This window comes from Ectopseudomonas oleovorans, assembly GCF_003052605.1.
GTDB lineage: Bacteria > Pseudomonadota > Gammaproteobacteria > Pseudomonadales > Pseudomonadaceae > Aquipseudomonas > Aquipseudomonas oleovorans_A.
Window position 1 is genome coordinate 10,759 of sequence record NZ_QASO01000111.1, and the last position, 23,763, is coordinate 34,521.

The 23,763-nt window shown below is 63.5% G+C and carries 20 protein-coding genes and 2 pseudogenes; 15 read left to right on the plus strand and 7 right to left on the minus strand.

Going from position 1 to position 23,763, the window contains the following annotated elements; all coding sequences use genetic code 11:
• The first annotated feature begins 444 nt into the window (after positions 1–444).
• The 6 genes from putA (at position 445) to DBO86_RS18310 (ending at position 10,083) form a co-directional block, all read left to right on the plus strand.
• Complete coding sequence (putA, locus tag DBO86_RS18285; RefSeq protein WP_108234451.1) at positions 445–4,380, plus strand: trifunctional transcriptional regulator/proline dehydrogenase/L-glutamate gamma-semialdehyde dehydrogenase; 3,936 nt, start codon at positions 445–447, stop codon at positions 4,378–4,380.
• Positions 4,381–4,880: 500 nt separating this feature from the next.
• Positions 4,881–6,308: an arginine-ornithine antiporter gene (gene arcD / locus DBO86_RS18290; RefSeq protein ID WP_104729161.1), complete on the plus strand. Its 1,428-nt coding sequence runs from the start codon at positions 4,881–4,883 to the stop codon at positions 6,306–6,308.
• A gap of 15 nt (positions 6,309–6,323) precedes the next feature.
• Entirely contained in the window at positions 6,324–7,574 is a 1,251-nt protein-coding gene (arcA, locus tag DBO86_RS18295) for an arginine deiminase (protein ID WP_108234452.1), read from the plus strand.
• An 82-nt stretch (positions 7,575–7,656) separates the two neighbouring features.
• On the plus strand, positions 7,657–8,667 hold the full coding sequence (locus DBO86_RS18300) for an ornithine carbamoyltransferase (RefSeq protein WP_108234453.1): 1,011 nt from the start codon (positions 7,657–7,659) through the stop codon (positions 8,665–8,667).
• Positions 8,668–8,778: 111 nt separating this feature from the next.
• On the plus strand, positions 8,779–9,705 hold the full coding sequence (gene arcC / locus DBO86_RS18305; RefSeq protein WP_003459554.1) for a carbamate kinase: 927 nt from the start codon (positions 8,779–8,781) through the stop codon (positions 9,703–9,705).
• A gap of 12 nt (positions 9,706–9,717) precedes the next feature.
• Positions 9,718–10,083: a DUF5064 family protein gene (locus DBO86_RS18310; protein WP_108234454.1), complete on the plus strand. Its 366-nt coding sequence runs from the start codon at positions 9,718–9,720 to the stop codon at positions 10,081–10,083.
• A gap of 186 nt (positions 10,084–10,269) precedes the next feature.
• Here the strand turns inward: DBO86_RS18310 and DBO86_RS18315 are convergent.
• Positions 10,270–10,530: pseudogene (locus DBO86_RS18315) on the minus strand (dihydrolipoyl dehydrogenase); the annotation flags it as partial.
• Positions 10,531–10,752: 222 nt separating this feature from the next.
• Between DBO86_RS18315 and DBO86_RS18320 the strand changes: the two are divergent.
• On the plus strand, positions 10,753–11,322 hold the full coding sequence (locus DBO86_RS18320) for a PaaI family thioesterase (protein WP_003459547.1): 570 nt from the start codon (positions 10,753–10,755) through the stop codon (positions 11,320–11,322).
• A 29-nt stretch (positions 11,323–11,351) separates the two neighbouring features.
• Positions 11,352–11,918: a TetR/AcrR family transcriptional regulator gene (locus DBO86_RS18325; RefSeq protein WP_104729153.1), complete on the plus strand. Its 567-nt coding sequence runs from the start codon at positions 11,352–11,354 to the stop codon at positions 11,916–11,918.
• A gap of 125 nt (positions 11,919–12,043) precedes the next feature.
• Here the strand turns inward: DBO86_RS18325 and DBO86_RS18330 are convergent.
• Positions 12,044–12,463 (minus strand): annotated as a pseudogene (locus DBO86_RS18330) (SDR family NAD(P)-dependent oxidoreductase); the annotation flags it as partial.
• A gap of 285 nt (positions 12,464–12,748) precedes the next feature.
• Here DBO86_RS18330 and DBO86_RS18335 point away from each other — a divergent pair.
• The 3 genes from DBO86_RS18335 (at position 12,749) to DBO86_RS18345 (ending at position 15,049) form a co-directional block, all read left to right on the plus strand.
• On the plus strand, positions 12,749–13,555 hold the full coding sequence (locus tag DBO86_RS18335) for an outer membrane protein OmpK (protein WP_108234455.1): 807 nt from the start codon (positions 12,749–12,751) through the stop codon (positions 13,553–13,555).
• Between the two features lie 120 nt (positions 13,556–13,675).
• The gene (locus tag DBO86_RS18340; protein ID WP_108234456.1) at positions 13,676–14,521 is read left to right on the plus strand and encodes an EamA family transporter; all 846 of its coding nucleotides are present in this window, start codon (positions 13,676–13,678) and stop codon (positions 14,519–14,521) included.
• A 54-nt stretch (positions 14,522–14,575) separates the two neighbouring features.
• Positions 14,576–15,049 (plus strand): LEA/WHy family protein, encoded by a 474-nt coding sequence (locus DBO86_RS18345; protein WP_108234457.1) that lies wholly within the window; start codon positions 14,576–14,578, stop codon positions 15,047–15,049.
• A gap of 26 nt (positions 15,050–15,075) precedes the next feature.
• Here DBO86_RS18345 and DBO86_RS18350 read toward each other — a convergent pair whose 3' ends face one another.
• Positions 15,076–15,885 carry a gamma-glutamyl-gamma-aminobutyrate hydrolase family protein gene (locus tag DBO86_RS18350; protein WP_108234458.1) on the minus strand — a complete coding sequence of 270 codons (810 nt, stop codon included), beginning with the start codon at positions 15,883–15,885 and terminating at the stop codon, positions 15,076–15,078.
• Positions 15,886–16,353: 468 nt separating this feature from the next.
• Between DBO86_RS18350 and DBO86_RS18355 the strand changes: the two genes are divergently transcribed.
• Positions 16,354–16,695, plus strand: coding sequence for a zinc ribbon domain-containing protein YjdM (locus DBO86_RS18355; RefSeq protein ID WP_108234459.1), 342 nt, complete (start codon positions 16,354–16,356; stop codon positions 16,693–16,695).
• Positions 16,696–16,730: 35 nt separating this feature from the next.
• Here DBO86_RS18355 and DBO86_RS18360 read toward each other — a convergent pair whose 3' ends face one another.
• The 4 genes from DBO86_RS18360 to DBO86_RS18375 form a co-directional block, all read right to left on the minus strand.
• Complete coding sequence (locus tag DBO86_RS18360; protein ID WP_244185575.1) at positions 16,731–17,504, minus strand: hypothetical protein; 774 nt, start codon at positions 17,502–17,504, stop codon at positions 16,731–16,733.
• Positions 17,505–17,647: 143 nt separating this feature from the next.
• Positions 17,648–18,979, minus strand: a complete 1,332-nt coding sequence (locus tag DBO86_RS18365) for a spinster family MFS transporter (RefSeq protein WP_108234461.1) — start codon at positions 18,977–18,979, stop codon at positions 17,648–17,650.
• Between the two features lie 309 nt (positions 18,980–19,288).
• Positions 19,289–20,311: a ferrochelatase gene (gene hemH, locus DBO86_RS18370; RefSeq protein WP_108234462.1), complete on the minus strand. Its 1,023-nt coding sequence runs from the start codon at positions 20,309–20,311 to the stop codon at positions 19,289–19,291.
• Positions 20,312–20,323: 12 nt separating this feature from the next.
• Positions 20,324–21,226: a TIGR01777 family oxidoreductase gene (locus tag DBO86_RS18375; protein WP_108234463.1), complete on the minus strand. Its 903-nt coding sequence runs from the start codon at positions 21,224–21,226 to the stop codon at positions 20,324–20,326.
• Between the two features lie 204 nt (positions 21,227–21,430).
• On the opposite strand from DBO86_RS18375, the gene DBO86_RS18380 reads away from it, so the two are divergent.
• The 3 genes from DBO86_RS18380 (at position 21,431) to DBO86_RS18390 (ending at position 23,762) form a co-directional block, all read left to right on the plus strand.
• Entirely contained in the window at positions 21,431–22,417 is a 987-nt protein-coding gene (locus DBO86_RS18380; protein WP_074861209.1) for an NAD(P)/FAD-dependent oxidoreductase, read from the plus strand.
• Positions 22,414–22,644 (plus strand): TIGR02450 family Trp-rich protein, encoded by a 231-nt coding sequence (locus DBO86_RS18385; protein WP_108234464.1) that lies wholly within the window; start codon positions 22,414–22,416, stop codon positions 22,642–22,644. Before DBO86_RS18380 ends, DBO86_RS18385 begins: the two co-directional genes overlap by 4 nt.
• Positions 22,645–22,811: 167 nt before the next feature.
• Positions 22,812–23,762 carry a YbgA family protein gene (locus tag DBO86_RS18390; RefSeq protein ID WP_108234465.1) on the plus strand — a complete coding sequence of 317 codons (951 nt, stop codon included), beginning with the start codon at positions 22,812–22,814 and terminating at the stop codon, positions 23,760–23,762.
• Position 23,763: the final 1 nt, after the last annotated feature.

Here is a 23,763-nt window from a genome sequence, read left to right on the forward strand (position 1 = left end):
CTCACGGGAGCCATATCGCCCACGCCAGGCAGTCTATGCTCAGCAGGTGTTACCCAGTCGCGATAGCGTCAGCGATGCGGATGAGCGCATTGATGCACTCGCGCCCATGGGTATAACCGAGGTTGCACCACGATGATGCAGCGCATCGGCAAGCTGACCTGATCGAGGTGTTTCATCTTGCTCCAGGCCAGGCCACCGAATGCGCTTCATGGCCCGCACCCCTTGAAAGACAAGCGTTACAGCGCAGCAGTGAAAGCAAACCGAACGTCCGTCGGACGATCGAAACAATTGGTTGCACCTGGTTGCACCAAGCACCTGAGCAGGTTTAATCTCCTGCAGCTTTTGCTGCCCCCCCTCAACAGGCGGCAACCCTTAAGGCCGTCGCAGGCGACGAAATTGCTCCAGGCAATTTCTAACGTGCATAACTGACAAGCAGGATTCTCCATGGCTACCACCACTCTTGGCGTAAAACTCGACGATGCCACCCGCGAACGCCTGAAAAAGGCCGCTGCGCAGATCGACCGTACGCCGCACTGGATGATCAAGCAGGCGATCTTCAATTACCTGGAGCAAGTCGAGAGTGGCCTGACGCCCGCCGAGCATGCCGGCCTGGCCGCTGCCGCCGGTGAAGAAGCGCTGGAGTCGCTGACCGAGCAGGGTCTGCAGGTGTTCCTCGATTTCGCCGAGAGCATCCTCCCGCAGTCGGTATTGCGCGCCGCCATCACCAGCGCCTATCGCCGCCCGGAAAACGAAATGGTGCCGATGCTGCTGGAGCAGGCGCGCCTGAACAAGGAGCAGGCCGAGGCCTCGCAGAAACTGGCTCTCGGCATCGCCGAAAAGCTGCGCAACCAGAAGAACGCCAGTGGCCGTCAGGGCCTGGTGCAGGGCCTGCTGCAGGAGTTCTCGCTGTCGTCGCAGGAAGGCGTGGCCCTGATGTGCCTGGCCGAAGCCCTGCTGCGCATCCCGGACAAGGCCACTCGCGACGCGCTGATTCGCGACAAGATCGCCAACGGCAACTGGAGCCAGCACCTCGGCCAGAGCCCATCGATGTTCGTCAACGCGGCGAGCTGGGGTCTGCTGATCACCGGCAAACTGGTGTCGACCCACACCGAAGCCGGCATGACCTCGGCGCTCAACCGCATCATCGGCAAGAGCGGCGAACCGGTCATCCGCAAGGGCGTGGACATGGCCATGCGCCTGATGGGCGAGCAGTTCGTCACCGGCGAAACCATCGCCGAAGCCCTGGCCAACGCCGCCACCCTGGAAGCCAAGGGCTTCCGCTACTCCTACGACATGCTCGGTGAAGCCGCGCTGACCGCGGAAGACGCCAAGCGTTACCTGGCCTCCTACGAGCAGGCCATCCACGCTATCGGCAAGGCCTCGCACGGTCGCGGCATCTACGAAGGCCCGGGCATCTCGATCAAGCTGTCCGCCCTGCACCCCCGCTACAGCCGCGCCCAGTACGACCGGGTGATGGACGAGCTGTACCCGACTCTGCTGGGCCTGACTCAGTTGGCCAAGCAGTACGACATCGGCCTCAACATCGACGCCGAGGAAGCCGACCGCCTGGAGCTGTCGCTGGACCTGCTCGAGCGCCTGTGCTTCGAGCCATCGCTGGCCGGCTGGAACGGCATCGGTTTCGTCATCCAGGCCTACCAGAAGCGCTGCCCGTACGTGATCGACTACGTCATCGACCTGGCCAAGCGCAGCCGCCATCGCCTGATGATCCGCCTGGTCAAGGGCGCCTACTGGGACAGCGAGATCAAGCTGGCCCAGGTGGGCGGCCTGGAAGGCTACCCGGTGTACACCCGCAAGCCGTACACCGACGTGTCCTACCTGGCCTGCGCACGCAAGCTGCTGGCAGCACCGGAAGCGATCTACCCGCAGTTCGCCACCCACAACGCCCACTCGCTGTCGGCCATCTACCAGTTGGCCGGGCAGAACTACTACCCGGGCCAGTACGAGTTCCAGTGCCTGCACGGCATGGGCGAGCCGTTGTACGAGCAGGTGGTGGGCAAGATCGCCGACGGCAAGCTGAACCGCCCGTGCCGCATCTACGCACCGGTGGGCAGCCATGAAACCCTGCTGGCCTACTTGGTACGCCGCCTGCTGGAAAACGGCGCCAACACCAGCTTCGTCAACCGCATCGCCGACCACAGCATCTCGCTGACAGACCTGGTGCTCGACCCGGTACAGCAGGTCGAGCAGATGGCCGCCCAGGAAGGCACCCTCGGCCTGCCGCACCCGCGCATTCCGCTGCCGCGCGACCTCTACGGCGAGGCCCGACTGAACTCCGAAGGCATCGACCTGGCCAACGAACACCGCCTGGGCTCGCTGTCCTCGGCGCTGCTGTCGTCGACCAATAACGTCTATGTCGCCGGCCCGATCCTCGGCTGCGACACGCCCACCCCGGGCCCGGCCGAGCCGGTGCGCAACCCGGCCGACCACCGCGACCTGGTCGGCCATGTGCACGAGGCCAGCGAGGCCGACATCAAGAGCGCGCTACTCTGCGCCCTGTCCAGCGGGCAGATCTGGCAGCCCACCCTGCCGGCCGAGCGCGCCGCCGTGCTGGAGCGCGCCGCCGACCAGATGGAAGGCGAGATGCAGCAGCTGATGGGCCTGCTGGTGCGCGAATCCGGCAAGACCTTCGCCAACGCCATCAGTGAGGTGCGCGAGGCGGTGGATTTCCTCCGTTACTACGCCGCTCAGGCACGCAGCTTCAGCAACGACAGCTACCGCCCGCTGGGTCCTGTGGTGTGCATCAGCCCGTGGAACTTCCCCCTGGCGATCTTCACCGGTCAGGTGGCCGCCGCCCTGGCCGCCGGCAACACCGTGCTGGCCAAGCCGGCCGAACAGACGCCGCTGATCGCCGCCCAGGCCGTGCGCATCCTGCTCGAGGCCGGTGTACCGGCTGGTGCCGTACAGTTGCTGCCGGGCCGTGGCGAAACCGTCGGTGCGCGGCTGGTCGGTGACGAGCGCGTGCGCGGGGTGATGTTCACCGGTTCCACCGAGGTGGCCGGCATCCTTGCGCGCAACATAGCCGGGCGCCTGGATGCCCAGGGCCGCACCATTCCGCTGATCGCCGAAACGGGTGGCCTCAACGCCATGATCGTCGACTCCTCGGCGCTGACCGAGCAGGTGGTGATGGACGTGATCGCCTCCGCCTTCGACAGCGCCGGCCAGCGTTGCTCGGCCCTGCGCGTACTGTGCGTGCAGGACGACGTGGCCGACCGCGTGCTGACCATGCTCAAGGGCGCCATGGCCGAGTACACCCTCGGCAACCCGGAACGCCTGAACACCGACATCGGCCCGGTGATCGACGCCGAAGCCAAGGCCGGTATCGACACGCACATCGCCAAGCTGCGCGAGAAAGGCCGCAAGGTCACCCAACTGGCGCGCGTCAACGCTGACGACATCAAGCGCGGCACCTTCGTCGTGCCGACCCTGATCGAGCTGGACAGCTTCGACGAGCTCAAGCGCGAGATCTTCGGCCCGGTGCTGCACGTGGTGCGCTACCAGCGCGCGGACCTGGGCAAGCTGCTGCAGCAGATCAACGACAGCGGCTACGGCCTGACCCTCGGCGTGCACACGCGCATCGACGAGACCATCGCCCAGGTGGTCGGCACGGCCAAGGTCGGCAACCTGTATGTGAACCGCAACATGGTCGGCGCCGTGGTCGGCGTGCAGCCGTTCGGCGGTGAAGGCCTGTCCGGTACCGGCCCGAAAGCTGGTGGCCCGCTCTACCTCTATCGTCTGCTCTCGACTCGCCCGCAGGAAGCCGTCGCCCAGTACCTGCAACAGGCCGAGGTGCAGGCCCTGCCGGTTCCGGCCGAACTGGACAAAGTGCGCAGCGCCTTCGCCGAATGGGCAGCCAAGCAGGAGCCGGCTATCGCCGCGCTGTTCGAGCGCTACCGTGCGCTGTCGCAGAGCTACAGCAGCCACACGCTGACCGGCCCGACCGGCGAGCGCAACAGCTACACCCTGCTGCCGCGCGAGCAGGTGCTGAACCTGGCCGACGAGCGCAGCGACCTGCTGGCCCAGTTGGCCGCCACCCTCGCCGTGGGCAGCAAGGCGATCTGGCTGGACAGCCAGCGCGCACTGCATGCCGAACTGCCGAAGGAGGTGCAGAAGCACATCCAGCTGGTGGCCGACTGGAACAGCGTCGACGTGGAGCTGGATGCCATCCTGCACCACGGCGACTCCGACCAGTTGCGCGCAGTCAGCGAGCAGGCGGCGCAGCGCAAGGGCGCCATCGTCGGTGTACACGGCCTGAACAAGGGCGAGACCGACATCGCCCTGGAACGTCTGCTGGTGGAACACGCCCTGAGCGTTAACACTGCGGCGGCTGGCGGTAACGCCAGCCTGATGACCATCGGCTGATCGCAGCCGATAACGGCGTGGAAAGCTGACTGAAAGCTTTCCGCGGCATGCTGTACCCACACGGCGCAACTGCCTGCAGGGGCTACCCGCCCGGCGCCATGTTCTCTCCTCCTGACCTTAGGGTCTGCGCCAGCCTACCCGGCAGGCGCTTCGGGCGGGGCCATCAGCCCCGCTCATCCTCCGCCACCCGCACAAACGAAAAAGCTTCATTTCGCCATCATTGCGTTGTCAGAAAACCTGACTAGCGTTTCAACGACTTGGCGCTGCCCTGGTGTTACGCCACAGATCAACTGTCGGACGGACGGCTTTTCGTAGGGTGTGCAGTGACACCAACGCCAGTCCAAACAGATGTCCTGTCGTTCATCGGGTGCTCAGCCCCAGTTAGCCAGCAAGGATGTGCGTTGGCGCAACGGATAGCCGCCCATTGATCCAGGTCACCACGGCTATCCGGCCAAACGCGCTCAATGCCTATGTCCACTCGTGACACGGAGGTAATTAAGATGTCTGATTCGACGCAAAAACTCCGCCTTGGCGCGCTGATCGCGCTGGTCGTCGGCTCCATGGTCGGCGGCGGTATCTTCTCGCTACCCCAGAACATCGCCGCCAGCGCCAGCGCCGGCGCCACCCTGATCGGCTGGCTGATCACCGGGGTCGGCATGCTGACCCTGGCCTTCGTGTTCCAGTCCCTGGCTAACCGCAAGCCCGAACTCGACGGCGGGGTGTACGCCTACGCCAAGGCCGGTTTCGGCGACTACATGGGTTTTTCCTCAGCCTGGGGCTACTGGATCAGCGCCTGGATCGGCAACGTCAGCTACATGGTGCTGCTGTTTTCCACTTTGGGTTACTTCTTCCCGGTGTTCGGCGAAGGCAACACCCTGCCGGCGGTGATCGGCGCCTCGGTGCTGCTCTGGCTGCTGCACTTTCTGGTGCTACGCGGGATCAAGGAAGCGGCCTTTATCAACACCGTGACCACCATCGCCAAGATGCTGCCGCTGGCGCTGTTCATCTGCATCGCCGCCATCGCCTTCAAGATGGACGTGTTCACCGCGGACTTCTGGGGCCGTGGCAACAGCGAACTGGGCAGCGTGATGGATCAGGTGCGCAACATGATGCTGGTCACCGTCTGGGTGTTCATCGGCATCGAAGGCGCGAGCATCTTCTCCGCCCGTGCCGAGAAGCGCAGCGATGTCGGCAAGGCCACGGTGATCGGTTTCGTCGGCGTGCTTCTGCTGCTGGTGCTGGTCAACGTCCTGTCCCAGGGCATCATGACCCAGGCCGAACTGGCCGGGCTGAAAAACCCGTCCATGGCCGGCGTGCTGGAGCAGGTGGTCGGCCCCTGGGGCGCGCAACTGATCTCCATCGGCCTGATCGTCTCGCTGGCAGGCGCCTTGCTGTCGTGGACGCTGCTGTGCGCGGAGATTCTCTTCGCCAGCGCCCGCGACCACACCATGCCCGAGTTCCTGCGCAAGGAGAACGCCAACCACGTCCCGGCCAATGCGCTGTGGCTGTCCAACGGGCTGATCCAGCTGTTCCTGATCATCACCCTGTTCAACGCTTCCACCTACCTCAGCCTGCTGTACCTGGCCACCTCGATGATCCTCGTGCCCTACTTCTGGTCCAGCGCCTACGCGGTATTGCTGGCGGTACGTGGCGAGACCTACGAGAACGCCGGCGGCGAGCGCAACAAGGACTTGCTGATCGCGGCCATCTCCACCCTGTACGCGGTCTGGCTGGTGTATGCCGCTGGCGTGCAGTACCTGCTGCTCTCCGCGCTGCTCTACGCCCCTGGCGCGATTCTCTTCGCCAAGGCCAAGCGCGAGCTGGGTCAACCCATTTTCACCGGCCTCGAAAAACTGATTTTCGTCGCCGTGCTGATCGGTGCCGCCATCGCCGCCTACGGGCTGTATGACGGTTTCCTGAGTCTGTAAGAGAAGGAGTTCGACATGTCCAAGAAGCCCCTCGGCGTTCATTCCGAAGCCGGCAAACTGCACAAGGTGATGGTCTGTTCGCCAGGCCTGGCCCACCTGCGCCTGACCCCAGCCAACTGCGATGAACTGCTGTTCGACGATGTGATCTGGGTATCCCAGGCCAAACGCGACCACTTCGACTTCATGACCAAGATGCGTGAACGCGGCGTCGAAGTGGTGGAGATGCACAACCTGCTCGAAGAGACCGTGCGCGACCGGCAAGCCCTGAAGTGGATTCTCGACCGCAAAATCACCGCCAACAGCGTCGGCCTTGGCCTGCTGACAGAGGTGCGTGATTTCGTCGAATCCCTGGAGCCACGGCGCATCGCCGAGTTCCTCATCGGCGGCGTGTCCGGCGCCGACCTGGCCAGGCACAAGGACTCCGAGGCGGCGAAGATGTTCAACGCCTACCTCGGCGAAGCCAGCTTCATCTTCCCGCCGCTTCCCAACACCCAGTTCACCCGCGACACCACCTGCTGGATCTACGGTGGCGTCACCCTCAATCCCATGTACTGGCCAGCACGCCGCCAGGAAACCCTGCTCACCACCGCGATCTACAAATTCCACCCGGACTTCGCCGAGGAACGCTTCGACATCTGGTACGGCGACCCGGATCAGGACCATGGCTCGGCCACCCTGGAAGGCGGCGACGTGATGCCCATTGGCAACGGCACCGTGCTGATCGGCATGGGCGAACGCAGCTCGCACCAGGCCATCGGCCAGGTGGCCCGTGCGCTGTTCGCCAAGGGCGCGGCAGACAAGGTCATCGTTGCCGGCCTAGGCCGCTCCCGTGCAGCCATGCACCTGGACACCGTATTCAGCTTCTGCGACCGCGACCTGGTGACCATCTTCCCGGAAGTGGCCAACTCCATCGTGCCCTTCACCCTGCGCCCGGACGAGAGCCGCCCAGGCGGCATCGACGTACGCCGCGAGGACAAACCCTTCGTCGAGGTGGTCGCCGAATCCCTCAAGCTGAAGAAGCTACGCGTGGTGGAAACCGGTGGCGACGCCTACGAGGCCGAGCGCGAGCAGTGGGACGACGGCAACAACGTGGTCTGCCTGGAGCCGGGTGTGGTGATCGGTTACGACCGTAACACCTACACCAACACCCTGCTGCGCAAGGCCGGCGTCGAGGTCATCACCATCAGCGCCAGCGAACTGGGGCGCGGCCGTGGCGGCGGCCACTGCATGACCTGCCCGATCATCCGCGACCCCATCGACTACTGATCACCAAGCCCCCCTCTCCCCCGGGAGAGGGGCCGGGGGTGAGGGGCGTCCCTCGCACAGCATTCTCAACGGAGAACGAACCATGGCATTCAATATGCACAACCGCCACCTGCTCAGCCTGATGCACCACAGCACCCGTGAGCTGCGCTACCTGCTCGATCTGTCGCGCGACCTCAAACGCGCCAAGTACACCGGCACCGAGCAACAACACCTGACCCGCAAGAACATCGCGCTGATCTTCGAGAAGACCTCGACCCGTACTCGTTGCGCCTTCGAGGTAGCGGCCTACGACCAGGGCGCCAACGTCACCTACATCGACCCCAACTCCTCGCAGATCGGCCACAAGGAGTCGATGAAGGACACCGCCCGCGTGCTCGGGCGCATGTACGACGCCATCGAGTACCGCGGCTTCAAGCAGGAAATCGTCGAAGAGCTGGCCCAGTACGCTGGCGTGCCGGTGTTCAACGGCCTGACCGACGAATACCACCCGACGCAGATGCTCGCCGACGTGCTGACCATGCGTGAACACAGTGACAAGCCGCTGCACGACATTGCCTACGCCTACCTGGGTGACGCGCGCAACAACATGGGCAACTCGCTGCTACTGATCGGCGCCAAGCTCGGCATGGACGTGCGCATCGCCGCGCCCAAAGCGCTGTGGCCCAGCGAGAAACACGTCGCCGCCTGCCGAAAATTCGCCGAGGAAAGCGGCGCACGCATCCTGCTCACCGAAGACCCGAAGGAGGCGGTCAAGGGCGTCGACTTCGTCCATACCGACGTCTGGGTGTCCATGGGCGAGCCGGTGGAAGCCTGGGGCGAACGCATCCAGGAGCTACTGCCCTATCAGGTCAATGCCGAGATCATGAAGGCCGCCGGCAACCCACGGGTGAAGTTCATGCACTGCCTGCCGGCCTTCCACAACAGCGAGACCAAGGTCGGCAAGCAGATCGCCGAGCAGTATCCGCACCTGAAGAACGGCATCGAGGTCACCGAAGACGTGTTCGAGTCGCCGTGGAATATCGCCTTCGAGCAGGCGGAAAACCGCATGCACACCATCAAGGCAATTCTGGTGGCGACCCTGGCAGACATCTGAGTATTGCCCTGTAGGAGCCGGCTTGCCGGCGATCCACTGGCAACAGCGTCGCCGGCAAGCCAGCTCCTACGCGAAGTCAGGCGCCCAGGCGCCTCGAACAAGGAGAACACCATGCGACTCGTCATCGCCTTGGGCGGCAACGCCCTGCTTCGTCGCGGCGAAGCCATGACTGCGGAAAATCAACGAGAGAACGTACGTATCGCCTGCCAGCAGATCGCCAAGGTGGCACCCGGTAAAGAGCTGGTGATCGCTCACGGCAACGGCCCGCAAGTCGGCCTGCTGGCCCTGCAGGGTAACGCCTATGATGCGGCTAACCCTTACCCACTGGACGTACTCGGCGCAGAGACCGAAGGCATGATCGGTTACATGATCGAACAGGAGCTGGGCAACCTGCTGCCGTTCGAAGTACCCTTCGCCACCCTGCTCACCCAGGTGGAAGTGGACAGCGCCGACCCGGCATTCAAGAAACCGAGCAAACCCATCGGCCCGCTCTACAGCAAAGAGGAGGCCGAACGCCTGGCCGCCGAAAAAGGCTGGAGTATCGCCCCGGACGGCGACAAGTTCCGCCGCGTGGTGGCCAGCCCGCGCCCGCAGCGCATCTTCGAAATTCGCCCGATCAAATGGCTGCTGGAAAAGGGCAGCGTGGTGATCTGCGCCGGTGGCGGTGGCATCCCGACCATGTACGACGGCAACCAACTGCGCGGCGTCGAAGCGGTGATCGACAAGGACCTGTGCTCGGCGCTGCTGGCCGAACAGCTCAATGCCGACCTGCTGGTGATCGCCACCGATGTCGACGCTGCCTATGTCGACTGGGGCAAACCCACGCAGAAACCCATCGCCGAAGCTCATCCCGACGCCATCGAAACGCTCGGCTTCGCCGCCGGCTCCATGGGTCCGAAAGTGCAGGCCGCCTGCGAGTTCGCCCGCAATACCGGCCGCAGCGCAGTGATCGGTTCGCTGGAAAATATCGAAGCCATCGTCCAGGGTCGTTCAGGCACGCGCATCAGCCTGGACTGCAAGGGCATCGTCTATCGCTGAGAGGGCACGATCATGTTCACCGCCGGTCACCTGCACCGCGATAATAACGACCGCCCCGAGCACATGCGCCTGCTGCCGCCCTTCTCGGTGGACTTCTACTACGAAGTCCGCAAGGATCCGCAGCAGGGGCCGATGCTGCACATGCGCCTGGTCGGCGAGGTGGACGGCAAGCACTTCGAGGAGGAATTCGAACTGCATCGCGACGTCGCCTTCAACTTCGCCAGCGTCGCCACCCGCATCGCCGCCCGCCATGGCCTGCCCCCCAACGCCAGCCCGGTGATGCGCGGCCACGACGAATACGACAAGGTATTCGCCGACATCCGCAGCAAACTCAACGCCCAACCGGGCGAGCCGGTAAATCTCGACCACATCCTATGACGTAGCCCAATGAGATGAAATCCGGGGCTCTCGCTCATTTCCCGGATTGCATTGGGCTGCGCGCTGAAACGGCTATTTATCGTCACTCCCGCGAAGGCGGGCATAACGGTTTTTTCAGATGCGATCGTTCAATTTAAGTAACCGCCTGACGCTCGACCAGCACGACCCCGCGCGCCCTACTAGTTCTCAGGCCTGCATGGTCCAGCCATGCACCCCCATCGCCGTCTGACGCCCTGCCTCCGAGCGGGTCAGGTGCGGATGGCAGGTCAGCGCGATGTCCTCGACCGAGGCGGAGAACTCCATGGCCACCACGCAATACTCGCCGATCAGTTGACCTACACTTGGGCCGATCATGTGCACGCCGAGAATCTGGTCGGTATTGGCGTCGGCGAGGATCTTCACGAAACCTTCGGTCTCGTGGTTGATCTTCGCCCGACTGTTGGCGGTGAGCAGCATACGCATGCCGATCAGCACGTCGATGTTCGGCGCCAGCAGCATGCCCAGGGTCACCAGCAGATAGAGGCTCAACCCGGCAAGCAGCACCGGACGGCGCCCGAGCCGCAACTGGCCAAGGCCAAAAGCGCCGACGAACAGCGACTGACGGCTACTTATATTTCGACCACAATATGAAACATTGAATACCGAGCATCATATTTATCTGGAGCCTGCATGACCGCCTTATCCAGAGATGCCCGCCTCGCCACCTGGATTGCCGAGGAGCAGGCCATTCGCAACCAACTCGCCGCTCCGGGCATCCTCAGCCTGGCGGAGGTGGCCACCATGTCGCCGATGGATTTCTTCGACGGCATCGGCCGCGGCAACCTGCCCTCCCTGCCGATCAACGCAGTGCTCGACTTCACCCCGGTGCAATGGGCCAGCGGCCTGTTCGTCTTCCAGGGCACGCCAGATCAGCGCCACTACAACCCGCTGGGCAGCTTGCATGGCGGCTACATCGCCACACTCCGTGACTCCTGCATGGGTTGCGCCGTGCATACCCTGCTCAAGACGGACCTGGGCTACACCACCGCGGACCTGCGGGTAAGCTACATCCGCGCGCTGCGCAGTGAAGCCGGTCCGGTACGCGCCGAAGGCCGCATCATCCATGTCGGCCGTTCCACCGCGCTGGCCGAAGGCCGACTGTACGATGTCGACGAGCGCCTCTACGCCGTCGCCTCCACCACTTGTCTTATTCTCGACATGAGCGCGCCGCGCCAGAACGGCGATGCAGGTGTAAGATGACAGCCAGCATCTGATAGACGAGAAAGCCCATGCGCTATTCGGAAGACCACAAGGCCAAGACCCACCAACGCATCATCGAGGAGGCGGCCCTGCGCTTTCGCCGCGATGGCGTCGGCGCCACCGGCCTCCAGCCACTGATGAAAGCGCTCGGCCTGACCCATGGCGGTTTCTATGCCCACTTCAAGTCCAAGGACGATCTGGTGGAAAACGCCCTGCGCCATGCGGTGGAGGAACTTTCCCGCAGCACCGAGGCGCTGGCCAAGGATGCCGAGGCACCGCTGCCACGCTTTATCGCCAGCTACCTGTCCAGCGCGCATCGCGCCAACCCCGGCAGTGGCTGCCCGCTGCCGACCATGTCCGCCGAGCTGGGCCAACGTGGCGAGGCCAGCGAAACCACCGACGCCCTGGTGCGCGACCGTCTGGCCATGATCGAGGACAACCTCGGCGGTGACGATGCCGCCGAGCAGAGCGTACTGCTGCTCTCGAGCATGGTCGGCGCCCTGCTGCTGTCGCGTAGCGTCAAGGACCCGGAGCTGTCCGACCGCCTGCTGAAAACGACCTGTCGCCTGCTGATCGAGCAGGCGCAGGACGCGTAACGACAAGGCTATGCCTGAGTTAACTGTGCACCCGTAGGAGCGGATTTATCCGCGAAATTCGCGGCTGAAGCCGCTCCTACAACGTCACTCACGTGCACATAGCCAATAACGAGACTGCTTCGGACTCACTTGTAGCGCACCGCCGCCTGGCTATGCGACAGGTTCGGCCCCAGTGCGGCGCGGGCAGCGACGAAAGCATCCCAGTCGGCTGCATCCGGCAGCGAGGGTATGGTCACCAGTTCGCCCTGATCGAAACCGGCCAGCGCCGCATCGACCATCTCGCCCACTTCCATGATCATCGACGGCGGCAGCGCCGAGGCGTCGGTGCCGCTGCGCTCCCAGATCTCGGTGCGGGTCACGCCCGGCAGCACCGCCTGCAGCTGCACGCCCGAACCACGCAGTTCGCCAGCCAGGGTCAGGCTCAGCACATAGGCCTTGGTCGCGCTGTAGACGGCGTTGAACATTTCCGGCGCCAGCGCCACCAGCGAACCAAGGTTGATGATGCCGCCACGCCCAGCTGCTGAGAAATTGGCAGCTGCCGCCGCCAGACGGTTGCGCACCAAGTTATGGCTGTTTTTGTCCTTTTGGTCAGAAAAAGGTGCATCGAAGGCACTGGAGCGAACCTGAAAATTCCGCGCATCCTTTTGATTTGCAAGGGATATGCACAATCAAGAGAATTGGCGCCGTTTTTGCTCTAGCAGCACCAGCCTGACCAAACGGACAGGTTTAAAAACGCCGGGAGCGATTTTTGACGTCGGCTCCGCAAGGGCGACCGCCATGAATGGCAGGCAAAAAAACATAACGACACGTCTTAACCACCAGGAGCTTCCATGAATCGCACTCTCTCTTCGCTGGCACTGGCCGGCGGTTTGCTGGCAGGCGGCCAGGCCATTGCCGGTGACCTGATGCAGTGGCAGAACAACAGCCTGACCTACCTCTACGGCCAGGATTTCAAGATCGACCCGGAAATCCAGCAGACCATCACCTTCGAGCACGCCAGCGGCTGGAGCTTCGGTGACCTGTTCCTGTTCGTCGACGTGATCAAGTACAACACCGATGCCACCAACGGCGCCGGTGACGGCCACACCTTCTATGGCGAGTTCAGCCCGCGCTTCTCGCTGGGCAAGATCACCGGTGCCGACCTGTCCTTCGGCCCGATCAAGGACGTGCTGATCTCCACCACCTACGAGTTCGGTGAAGACGACGTCGAGTCCTACCTGATCGGCCCGGCGGTCGACCTGGACATCCCCGGCTTCGATTACTTCCAGCTCAATACCTACCTGCGCACCACCGACGGCAGCCGCGCCGGCAGCAACGTCTGGCAGATCACCCCGGTGTGGAGCTACACCATCCCGGTAGGCGAATCGGACATTCTCATCGACGGTTTCATGGACTGGGTGGTGGACAACGACAGCAATCGCCGTGGCGACTACCACGCCAACCTGCACTTCAACCCACAGATCAAGTACGACCTGGGCAAGGCGCTGAAGTGGGGCGAGAAGCAGCTGTACGTGGGTATCGAGTACGACTACTGGAAGAACAAGTACGGCATCAAGGACGGCGGTTTCGTCAGCGACAACTTCGTCGGTTCGACCGACCAGAACACCGCCAGCCTGTTGGTCAAGGCACACTTCTGAGACGCGCCTGCGCGCTTACTGGCCAAGGTCGCAGCAACTTGCGACCTTCTGCCAATGCCATCGGGCAGCCTGACGTGATTAGCTGCCCAGCATCACCAGACCTTCACCCAAGGATGGACGATGCCACCGCGTATCCTGCTGCTTACCTGCCTCGCCATGCTGGCCTTCGCCGGCAACTCGCTACTGTGCCGCCTGGCGCTGCGTGAAACGGAAATCGACGCGGCCAGTTTCACGGCTATCCGCCTGCTCTCCGGCGCCCTGACGCTGTGGCTGCTGCTCAAGCTGAGGCAGACCGGGCAACCCATCGCCGGCAATTGGCCTGGCGCGCTGGCGCTGTTCACCTATGCGGCGGCCTTCTCCTTTGCTTACCTGCAACTGGATACCGGCGTCGGCGCCCTGCTGCTGTTCGGCGCCGTGCAGTTGAGCATGCTGCTGTGGGGATTGCTGCGTGGCGAGCGTCTGGGGCTGGGCGCCAGTCTCGGTACGGCGCTGGCCACGGCCGGCCTGCTGGCGCTGCTGCTACCCGGCGCCAGTGCGCCCCCGCTGCTGGCGGCCTTGCTGATGCTGCTGGCCGGAGTTGCCTGGGGCGCGTACTCGCTGCTCGGGCGCGGCGAGGGTGATCCGCTGGCCGTGACCGCCGGCAACTTCCTGCGTGCGGCACCGCTGGCCGTGCTGCTGGCGCTGGTGCTGCTGTCGCAACTGAACTGGGATGGGCCTGGCCTGTTCTACGCGGTGTTGTCCGGCGCCCTGACCTCGGGTGTCGGTTACGCCATCTGGTACAGCGCCCTGCCCGGCCTGCGCGCCAGTCAGGCCGCCACGGTGCAGTTGAGCGTGCCGATTCTTGCCGCGCTCGGTGGCAGCCTGTTGCTGAACGAAGCGCTGTCGCTGCGTCTGATACTTAGCGCCATGGCCGTGCTCGGCGGTATCGCGCTGGTACTAGGCAGCCGGCAACGTGCCGGGAGCTAATGGCGCGTGCAGTGGTCTTCTATCCTGAACCCATAACGTCCAGGGAAGATCACCATGCACCCTCTGCTTCGTCTTTGCCTCGCTGCCCTGCTTGCAGCAGGCCTGAGCGCCTGCGCCAGCCTGGGCAATCGTGATCCGCTACGGGTCGACCTGGTCGGCCTGGAACCCCTGCCCGGTCAGGGCCTGGAGGTGCGTTTCGCGGTCAAGCTACGGGTGCAGAACCCCAATGACAGCGCGGTGACTTTCAACGGCATGGCACTGGATCTGGACGTGAACGGCCAGCCGCTGGCCAGTGGTGTCAGCGACCAGAGCGGCAGCGTGCCGCGTTTCGGCGAGACGGTATTGAGCGTGCCGGTGAGTATTTCAGCGTTTTCGGTGATGCGTCAGGCCTGGGGCGTGGCCGGTTATCAACCTGGTCAGGAGGTGCCCTACATGCTGCGTGGCAAGCTCGCCGACGGCCTGTTCGGCACCCGCCGCTTCAGCGACAGCGGTATCCTGAACTGGCCGCAACCGCCAAGCCCCTACTGAAGCAGGAGCCGGCGGTTACAGGGCGATCAGGCCGCCTGGCGGCTGTTGCGCGAAGCCACTCGGCGGTGACAGGCCTCACCGAAGGCCTGGAAGATCTTTACCGAATCCGGGTTCTTCGCCGCCTGCCATTCCGGGTGCCACTGCACCGCGAACAGGAAAGGCGACAGGCTCGGCGCGTGGATCGCCTCGATCAGGCCATCCTCGGCGGTAGCCAGCACTTCCAGTCCCTTGCCCAGGTTGCGAATGGCCTGGCCGTGCAGGGAGTTGACCTGAATCTCGTCCTTGCCCATCAGCTCGGCGAACCAGCTGCCAGCCACCGGACGCACGCTATGGCTGGCGGCGTACTGCACCTCGACCGGATCATCGGGGTTTTCGCGATGGTCGTTGAAGCCAGGCTCGGCGTAGACCTTCTGGTAGATGTCGCCGCCCAGCGCCACGTTGATTTCCTGCATGCCACGGCAGATGCCGAAGATCGGCAGACCGCGAGCGATGGCGGCACGAACCAGCGGCAGATCGAATAGGTCGCGGTCGCGGTCCTGGCCCTTGTTCGGCGTTTCGTTCTCCTGTCCATAGAGCGCCGGGTCGATGTTGCTGCCGGCACCGGTCAGGTAAACACCATCGGCCATGTCCAGATACTGCTCGAGATCCTCGATGCCGCAGCAGGTGGGAACCAGCACCGGCACGCAACCGGAGAACTCGACCAGAGGCTGGATGTATTTGTGCGTCATTACCTGATAGTCGTGGCCCTTGCGCTCTTGAGCGCCCATGGACATCAACACGACGGGCTTGCGGAGATTGTTCTTGCTGGGAGTACTGCGGATCTTGTTGTCGGACATACGTCACCTTGGGACAGGCCGGGCCTATCGTTGCTGTGCAAGCCGATGCCAAGCAGAACACTCTGCTGTAGCACCTCCGGCCTGTTTGGCTAACCCCGTGCACCGAGACTCATCCTGAGCCTGAGTGCCGCCTTCCGACGGCGGCTCGAACCGGGTCAACTCCATCCAGAGAGGGGGCTACAGCGGCGCTGCCCGCTACCCGGTTCGGCAACGGAATCTGCAACCAGTCTGCCCGAGCCGTAAAATATGTCAAACAAATCTGCTCAAGATTTTCTGGTAAGCCATTTATCGCACAACAAGTGAACACCCATTAAAAGGCGCTCTAAGGGCAATCCGGGCAAACTACCGCCGGGAAATAAGTCCAATATTTAAAACACAAGTCCGCCAGGCCGCTCCGCGCCCTAGAGCGGCGCCTGCGGACAAAACCCTATATAATCTGCGGTTTCTCACCTGCACCGAGGACACCTCTTGACCGCTCTGCCGCCCTGCCCCAAATGCAACTCCGAATACACCTACGAAGACAGCGATCAACTGGTCTGCCCCGAGTGCGCCCATGAGTGGAAAGCCGGCGAGAATGCCGACGGCGCTGATGACGCGCGGGTGATCAAGGATTCGGTTGGCAACCTGCTACAGGACGGCGACACCATCACCGTGATCAAGGACCTCAAGGTCAAAGGCTCATCACTGGTGGTCAAGGTCGGCACCAAGGTGAAGAACATTCGCCTGGTCGACGGCGATCACGACATCGACTGCAAGATCGATGGCATCGGCGCGATGAAGCTCAAGTCCGAGTTCGTACGCAAGGTGTGACGCTCCGCCGGCGCTCGCAACGGGCGGCGGCCGGCTCACTGCACCGGCAGGAAATTCAGCAAGAACAGGCTCTGCGCATAGTTGGCGCCCATGCGCCGGTAGCGCTCTTCCAGCACATGGGTGAGCAGATCGAGACGCGCCGCCATCTTGCCGAACTCCACTGCGTAGCTGAGGTTGTTGCCCTGTTCGGAGAACTCGTTGGATAACAGCAGCGGGCGGCCCGTGGCATCACGGCGCTGCGACAGCATCCAGCCGGCCTTTTCCAGATTGCGTGCAGCGTTGTGGATGAATTGCGCATTGAAGCTGTCGGTCAGATAGAACTCGGTACGGCCGCCGTGAGCCGTCACCAACATGCTGCCGATGGCATAGGTGAAGGCCGCCACGCGGTCGCCCTGAAAGGCCGGGCTCAGCGAGTAATCCAGCGCCGCAACATCACGCCGGCCGCCCAAGGTCGGCCAGTCCTGATTGTGTTCGATGGCGTACTGGATGGCGCGCTCGGCAGCGGCGGCATCAGGCAGGGAGTTCTTGCGCCACTCGCGCGGGTTACGTTGGTACAACTTGTTCATCAGCCGATACAGGCTGTTGAGGTTGTTGCGCATGGCCAGGGTCGCCATACGGTCGACGTCGGTCTGCAGCACCTCGGCGGGCTTGAGCGGGCTGCGGGTATGCACGATCGAGTCGTTATCCAGGCGACCGCTGCAGCCGCTGAGCAGCAACAGCACAGCCAGCACCGGCAGCACTAACCGCTGCAAACATACCGAGTTGTTGATTGGCCTGCCCTGTGCAGCAGACGCTGGCCTCGCTCCCATGCAGAGGTTCCCTGGCTGGCACGCGCCCCAATGGCACGCGCAACACTCAGAGCCTCAGTAAAGCGCAAAAATTCCACGCTGCCTGTGCCCTGGCGCATAAACCGTGCCGATCAATGCGCGGCACGGCAGAAAAATGCGCCTACTCAGGCTGGATTGGCGGCCCATTGCTCCAGGCGCGTCACGCTTTCGCGGTAGGGCTTGAGACTCTTGGCCAGCAGGATGATCGACATCAACACCGCCAGGGTGGTGACGATCAGCAGCGAGTAGCGCAGCGCGTTGTCGTCGGCGAAGACGAAATCGGTCACCAGTGCCACAGCGGTCGGACCAACGCCCAGGCCGATCAGGGTGATGACGAACAGATAGATGGCCGACGCCTGGCCGCGCATCGAGTTGGGCATGATTTCCTGGATCGCTGCCGGCGCCACGCCGAACGGCATGCTCAGGCAGAACACCGCAGGCGCCAGCAGCATGCTGGCCCAGAAGGCGCTGTCCATCAGCGGGAACAGCACCACCATCGGCAAGGCACCCAGAGCCGCGTAAAGGCCGACACGCATGTTGGCATCGCTGCGCCCGCGCTTGGCCATCCAGTCAGCCAGTCGCCCACCGAAGACGATCCCCAGGCAACCGAATACCGCAACGATACTGCCGTAGACAATGCCGACCTGGCCGGCATCCCAACCGTGGGTACGGATGAAGAAGGTCGGTATCCAGGCGGCGCTACCGTAACCGGCGAAGGCCAAACCGGCGAAGCCGAAGTTGTGCAGCAGCACGGTACGTCGATTGGCACGAATGTAGCGCCCCACTTCACTGAGCGGCACCGCCACCCCAGCACCGACGCCACGCCGAGCAGGCTCCTCGACCGCGAACATCAACAACGTGAAGAGCACGCCGGCACCGCCGAGAATGAGGAAGATGAGCTGCCAGGGACGCACCTCACCCAGCACCGGCAACGTAACGTCGCCCTGCGCCGAGGCGAACTGAATGACCAGGCCACCGACCAGAAAGGCCAGGCCCGAGCCGAGGTAGACGCCCATGGAATAGACGCTGATGGCCGTGGCCCGGCGCTCGGCGGGAAAGCTGTCGGCAATCAGCGAATAGGCTGCCGGCGACAGCGCCGCCTCGCCCACACCCACGCCGATGCGGCACAGCAGAAACTGCCAGTACAGCTTGGCCATGCCGCAGGCGGCGGTAGCGGCGCTCCAGAACAGAATGCCGACGGCGATCAACCCGCGCCGACTGCGAGTATCGGCCACCCGCCCCAGCGGAATGCCGCATACGGTGTAGAACAGGGCGAACGACAGGCCCATCAGCAGGCTCATCTGCGTATCGTTGATCGCCAGATCGCGACGGATGGGCTCGACCAGCAGATTGAGGATCTGCCGATCGACGAAGGACAGGACATACGCCACCATCAGGATGGCAACAGTGGCCCAGGCTCGGGCACTGGAGGGATAGCCGTTATTGTTGTTATGCACGGACGCTCTCCTCGGCACCGCAGAACGCGACGCGCGACGGTTGAAAGAAGCGCCAGCTTAGGACGATATAAACGGCGGTGAGTATTGCTCGAAGGTGTTATCAGGTCGGCGAATGCTTCATACCCGCCGAGGCGAATGGCTCGGTAGCGAAACTCAATAGTCGCTCAGAGCGTATTGCCCGTCAGTTAAGCGAATCTGTAGGAGCCGGCTTGCCGGCGATGCTTTTTGAGCGGATCGCCAGCAAGCCGGCTCCTACAGTTCTGTCTCTGACCGGCATTGGCCGCAGCGCTGTTTTACCTGAACAAGCGCTCAGATCATCAGTGGCGCCCGCTCGCACAGCACCTTCAACGCCGCCGCCCAGTCGGGATGATCGTTCAGGCAGGGCACCAGTTGCAGGCTCTCGCCACCGGCCTCGACGAACTGCTCGCGGCCGCGGTCGCCGATTTCCTCCAGGGTCTCGATGCAGTCGGCGACGAAGGCCGGACACATCACCAGCAACTTCTTCACGCCCTGCGCGGCCAGCTCGTCGAGACGGCTCTCGGTATAGGGCTCGATCCATTTGGCACGCCCAAGACGCGACTGAAAGCTCACCGACCACTGCTCCGGGCGCAGGCCCATGCGCTCGGCGAACAACTCGGCGCTGCGCAGGCATTGCGCGCGGTAACAGTTGGCGAGTACCGCGGGCGAAGCGCTGCGGCAGCAGTCGTCACCTTTCAGGCAGTGACCGCTGGGATCGAGCTTGTGCAGGTGACGTTCCGGCAGGCCGTGGAAGCTCAGCAACAGGTGATCGAATTCCTGCTGCAGATAAGGCTTGGCGCTGGCCACCAGGGCGTCGAGGTATTCCGGCTGATCGTAGAACGGCGGCAGAGTGGACAGACGCATGTTCAGGCCGCGCTCGCGCACCACCCGCTTGACCTCTTCGATCACCGTGGTGGTGGTGCTGTCGGCGAACTGCGGATACAGCGGCGCCAGGGTCACGTCACGGATACCCTGCGCAGCCAGACGCTGCAGGGTCGACTCGATGGAAGGCTCACCATAACGCATGGCCAACTCCACCGGCCCCTGGGTCCAATGAGCCTTCATCGCTTCCTGCAGACGGCGACTGATCACCACCAGCGGCGAACCGTCTTCCCACCAGATCGAGGCGTAGGCGTGCGCCGATGCCGCAGGACGCTTGATCAGAATCAGCGACACCAGCAAACGACGCAGCGGCCAGGGCAAGTCGATGACATAGGGATCCATCAGGAACTGATTGAGGTAACGGCGAACATCGGCTACTTCGGTGGACGCGGGCGAACCCAGGTTAACCAGCAACAATGCGTGATCGGTCATGCGAAATCCTAGCTATTGATGGCCCAGCAGATCGGCTAGTGCCACATCCAGATGGGTGAAACGAAAACTGAAACCTGCCTCCAGCAGACGTGTCGGCACGGCGCGCTGACCGCCCAGCAGCAGCTCGGACATCTCGCCGAGTGCAGCGCGCAGAACGAAGGCCGGCGCCGGGAAAATGGTCGGGCGACTCAGCGCTTGTCCCAACGCCTTGGTGAACTCGGCATTACGCACCGGTAGCGGCGCGCAGGCATTATAAGGACCGCGAGCATCGCCGTGCTGCAAGAGAAAATCGATCAGGCCGATTTGATCGGCGATATGAATCCAGGGCATCCACTGCCGGCCATCACCAATCCGGCCGCCAACACCAAGCTTGAACGGCAGCAACAGACGCTTGAGCATGCCGCCGTCAGGGCTCAGCACCAGGCCGGTGCGCACCAGCACCACACGAACCCCAAACTCCTCGGCGCGTTGTGCTGTTTCTTCCCAGGCGCCACACAACTGGGCGGCGAAATCATCAGTGACCGGCGGCGTATCTTCACTCAGCTCACGTTCACCGCCGTTGCCGTACCACCCCACCGCCGAGCCCGACAACAACACCGCTGGACGCTGTGTACGCCCCTGCAGCCAGGCCAGCAACTGCTCGGTCACCCCGATACGGCTGGACCATAACAGAGCCTTGCGCTTGCTGCTCCAGGGGCGGTCAGCAATGGGCGCGCCGGCCAGATTGATCACCGCGTCCAGTGGTTCTTCACCCAGCTCTTCAAGCCGGGCAATGCCTCGAACATCGGCCCCACAGAGGCGCGCGACCTTGCTTGGCTCACGACTCCAGACAGTCAGGCGGTGGCCCTGTTCGCTCCAGTGCGCGCAGAGCGCTCGTCCGATCAGACCGGTGCCGCCGGTCAGCAGGATATGCATGGCATCGTCCTCGCATGGCAATGGAAGAAACTTCACCTTTAGTCTGGTTCATGACGCGCACACGTGCCTTTATTGATTGCCGTGTTTGTCCTAAACCTAAAGCAAGGGAGCGCCGCCTTCGGCGACAGCTGTACATGAAAACACCCTTGTATAGCTTTTGTCCAAACCTTAGCCTGTATAGCATTCAGCGCTGACGAGGTAACCATGAACGCACCCATCGCCATCATTGGCACCGGCATCGCAGGGCTATCCGCCGCCCAGGCCCTGCACGCCGCCGGCCAGGATATCGAACTGTTCGACAAGAGCCGTGGTAGCGGCGGGCGCATGGCGAGCAAGCGCAGTGACGCTGGCAGCCTGGATCTCGGCGCACAATACTTCACCGCACGCGACCGCCGCTTCGTCGAGGTGGTGCAGCAATGGCAGGCGCGTGGCTGGGTCGCCGAGTGGCAACCGAGCCTGTACAACGCCCAGGACGGCCAGCTCAGCGCCTCACCTGACGAGCAACTACGCTGGGTCGGCAGCCCGCGTATGAGTGCCATCACCCGTGCCATGCTCGGCGCCCTGCCGGTCAAATTCAGTTGCCGTATCACCGAAGTGTTCCGTGGCGACCGCTACTGGAGCCTGCTCGATGCCGAAGGCAACAGCCACGGCCCTTACAGCCATGTGATCGTTGCTACGCCCGCCCCCCAAGCCAGTGCCCTGTTGGCAGCCGCGCCGAAACTGGCTGGCACCGCAGCGAGCGTGATCATGGACCCGACCTGGGCGGTCGCACTGGGTTTCGACAGCCCCCTGGACACTCGCGTCGAGGGCTGCTTCGTGCAGGACAGCCCGCTCGACTGGCTGGCGCGCAACCCGAGCAAACCTGGCCGCGACACCCACCTCGACACCTGGGTGCTGCACGCCAGCAGCGTCTGGAGCCGGCAGAATCTCGATCTGCCCAAGGAAGCGGTGATCGAACAACTGCACGGCGCCTTCGCCGAGCTGATCGGTTGCGCCGTGCCGCCGCCGAGCTTCACCCTCGCCCATCGCTGGCTGTATGCACGCCCGGCACAGGCGCATCAGTGGGGGGCACTGGCCGATGCCGATCTGGGCCTGTATGCCTGTGGCGACTGGTGCCTGTCGGGGCGGGTCGAAGGTGCCTGGCTCAGCGGCCAGGATGCTGCACGCCGCCTGCTCGAGCACCTGCAATGAGCACGCCCGACAAGCGTCGTCTCAACCCGCGCAAACTGCTGCTGTCGAAATGGACAGCCGCGCAGCCGCAGAACCGCGAGCGTCATTTCCTGGTGACCGAGCTGATTCGCGACGAGCAGGACAACATTCTCGGCGTCGAGCTGCAGGCGGTACTTACGCAACGCAGCCAGCAACTCGACTGGCGCCAGCTGCAAGACTGCGAGCGCTGGCTGCAAGGCTGGCGCTGACCCTCCCGCGATACCTGGCGGCGGCCCCCTCGCGCTGACGCCGCTTGCCCGCACGCGAAACCAATACCAAACCTATACAAATCATTTGACTTGTATAACTGCGCACCTATGATAGACACAGGTTGTACACGAATCACTTTATGTACAAGGTCTAATGAGGTCAGGTTATGCAAGCGAGCAAAGCCAAACTGGGCATCAGCGCCTGCCTGCTGGGAGCCGAGGTCCGCTACAACGGCGGCCACAAGCTGTCGCGCCTGTGCAGCCGCAGCCTGACCGAACACTTCGATTTCATCCCGGTCTGTCCCGAGGTCGGCATCGGCATGTCGATCCCGCGGGAGCCGATTCGCCTGGTCGGCGACCCACAAGCGCCGCGCGCCGTCGGCACCGTCGACCGCTCGCGAGACGTCACCGATGCCCTGGCCGCCTACGGCGAGCGCATGGCCACTGACCTGCAGGGCATCAGCGGCTACATCTTCATGCAGCAATCACCCTCCTGCGGCCTGGAGCGGGTCAAGGTCTATCAGGAAGGCGGACGCCCGAGCGAGCCGGGGCGCGGCATCTTCGCTGCGGCCTTCTGCGCGCGGCATCCGGATCTACCGGTGGAAGAGGACGGTCGCCTCAACGACCCGGTGCTGCGCGAGAACTTCATCACCCGCGTCTACGCCCATGCCGAATGGCAGCGCCTGCTGCAGCAAGGCCTGACGCGTCGCGCCCTGATCGCCTTCCACTCGCGTTACAAGTACCTGCTGATGGCCACCGACCCGCTGCGCTACAAGACGCTCGGGCGCATGCTCGGCGACCTGAGCCAGCACGATCTCGGCGAACTGGCGCCACGCTATTTCAGCGAGCTGATGAGCGCCCTGAAGAAATGCGCCACCCGTGGCACCCACAGCAACGTGCTGCAGCACCTGAGCGGCTACCTCAAACGCACCCTGAGCCCTGAGGACAAGCAGGAGATGCAGCAACTGATCGGCCAATACCGCGAAGGCATCGTGCCGCTGGTGGTGCCGCTGACGCTGCTCAAGCATCACTTCCGCCGTCACCCGGATCGCTATATCGCCGGGCAGGCGTATTTGCAGCCGCACCCCGAGCCACTCAGCCTGCGCAACGCGCTGTGAT

Excerpts from the sequence above, each read along its gene's own strand:
- putA (WP_108234451.1), top strand. The coding sequence starts at position 445 with ATGGCTACCACCACTCTTGGCGTAAAACTCGACGATGCCACCCGCGAA.
- arcD (WP_104729161.1), top strand. The coding sequence starts at position 4,881 with ATGTCTGATTCGACGCAAAAACTCCGCCTTGGCGCGCTGATCGCGCTG.
- arcA (WP_108234452.1), top strand. The coding sequence starts at position 6,324 with ATGTCCAAGAAGCCCCTCGGCGTTCATTCCGAAGCCGGCAAACTGCAC.
- DBO86_RS18300 (WP_108234453.1), top strand. The coding sequence starts at position 7,657 with ATGGCATTCAATATGCACAACCGCCACCTGCTCAGCCTGATGCACCAC.
- arcC (WP_003459554.1), top strand. The coding sequence starts at position 8,779 with ATGCGACTCGTCATCGCCTTGGGCGGCAACGCCCTGCTTCGTCGCGGC.
- DBO86_RS18310 (WP_108234454.1), top strand. The coding sequence starts at position 9,718 with ATGTTCACCGCCGGTCACCTGCACCGCGATAATAACGACCGCCCCGAG.
- DBO86_RS18320 (WP_003459547.1), top strand. The coding sequence starts at position 10,753 with ATGACCGCCTTATCCAGAGATGCCCGCCTCGCCACCTGGATTGCCGAG.
- DBO86_RS18325 (WP_104729153.1), top strand. The coding sequence starts at position 11,352 with ATGCGCTATTCGGAAGACCACAAGGCCAAGACCCACCAACGCATCATC.
- DBO86_RS18335 (WP_108234455.1), top strand. The coding sequence starts at position 12,749 with ATGAATCGCACTCTCTCTTCGCTGGCACTGGCCGGCGGTTTGCTGGCA.
- DBO86_RS18340 (WP_108234456.1), top strand. The coding sequence starts at position 13,676 with ATGCCACCGCGTATCCTGCTGCTTACCTGCCTCGCCATGCTGGCCTTC.
- DBO86_RS18345 (WP_108234457.1), top strand. The coding sequence starts at position 14,576 with ATGCACCCTCTGCTTCGTCTTTGCCTCGCTGCCCTGCTTGCAGCAGGC.
- DBO86_RS18350 (WP_108234458.1), bottom strand. The coding sequence starts at position 15,885 with ATGTCCGACAACAAGATCCGCAGTACTCCCAGCAAGAACAATCTCCGC.
- DBO86_RS18360 (WP_244185575.1), bottom strand. The coding sequence starts at position 17,504 with ATGGGAGCGAGGCCAGCGTCTGCTGCACAGGGCAGGCCAATCAACAAC.
- hemH (WP_108234462.1), bottom strand. The coding sequence starts at position 20,311 with ATGACCGATCACGCATTGTTGCTGGTTAACCTGGGTTCGCCCGCGTCC.
- DBO86_RS18375 (WP_108234463.1), bottom strand. The coding sequence starts at position 21,226 with ATGCATATCCTGCTGACCGGCGGCACCGGTCTGATCGGACGAGCGCTC.
- DBO86_RS18380 (WP_074861209.1), top strand. The coding sequence starts at position 21,431 with ATGAACGCACCCATCGCCATCATTGGCACCGGCATCGCAGGGCTATCC.
- DBO86_RS18385 (WP_108234464.1), top strand. The coding sequence starts at position 22,414 with ATGAGCACGCCCGACAAGCGTCGTCTCAACCCGCGCAAACTGCTGCTG.
- DBO86_RS18390 (WP_108234465.1), top strand. The coding sequence starts at position 22,812 with ATGCAAGCGAGCAAAGCCAAACTGGGCATCAGCGCCTGCCTGCTGGGA.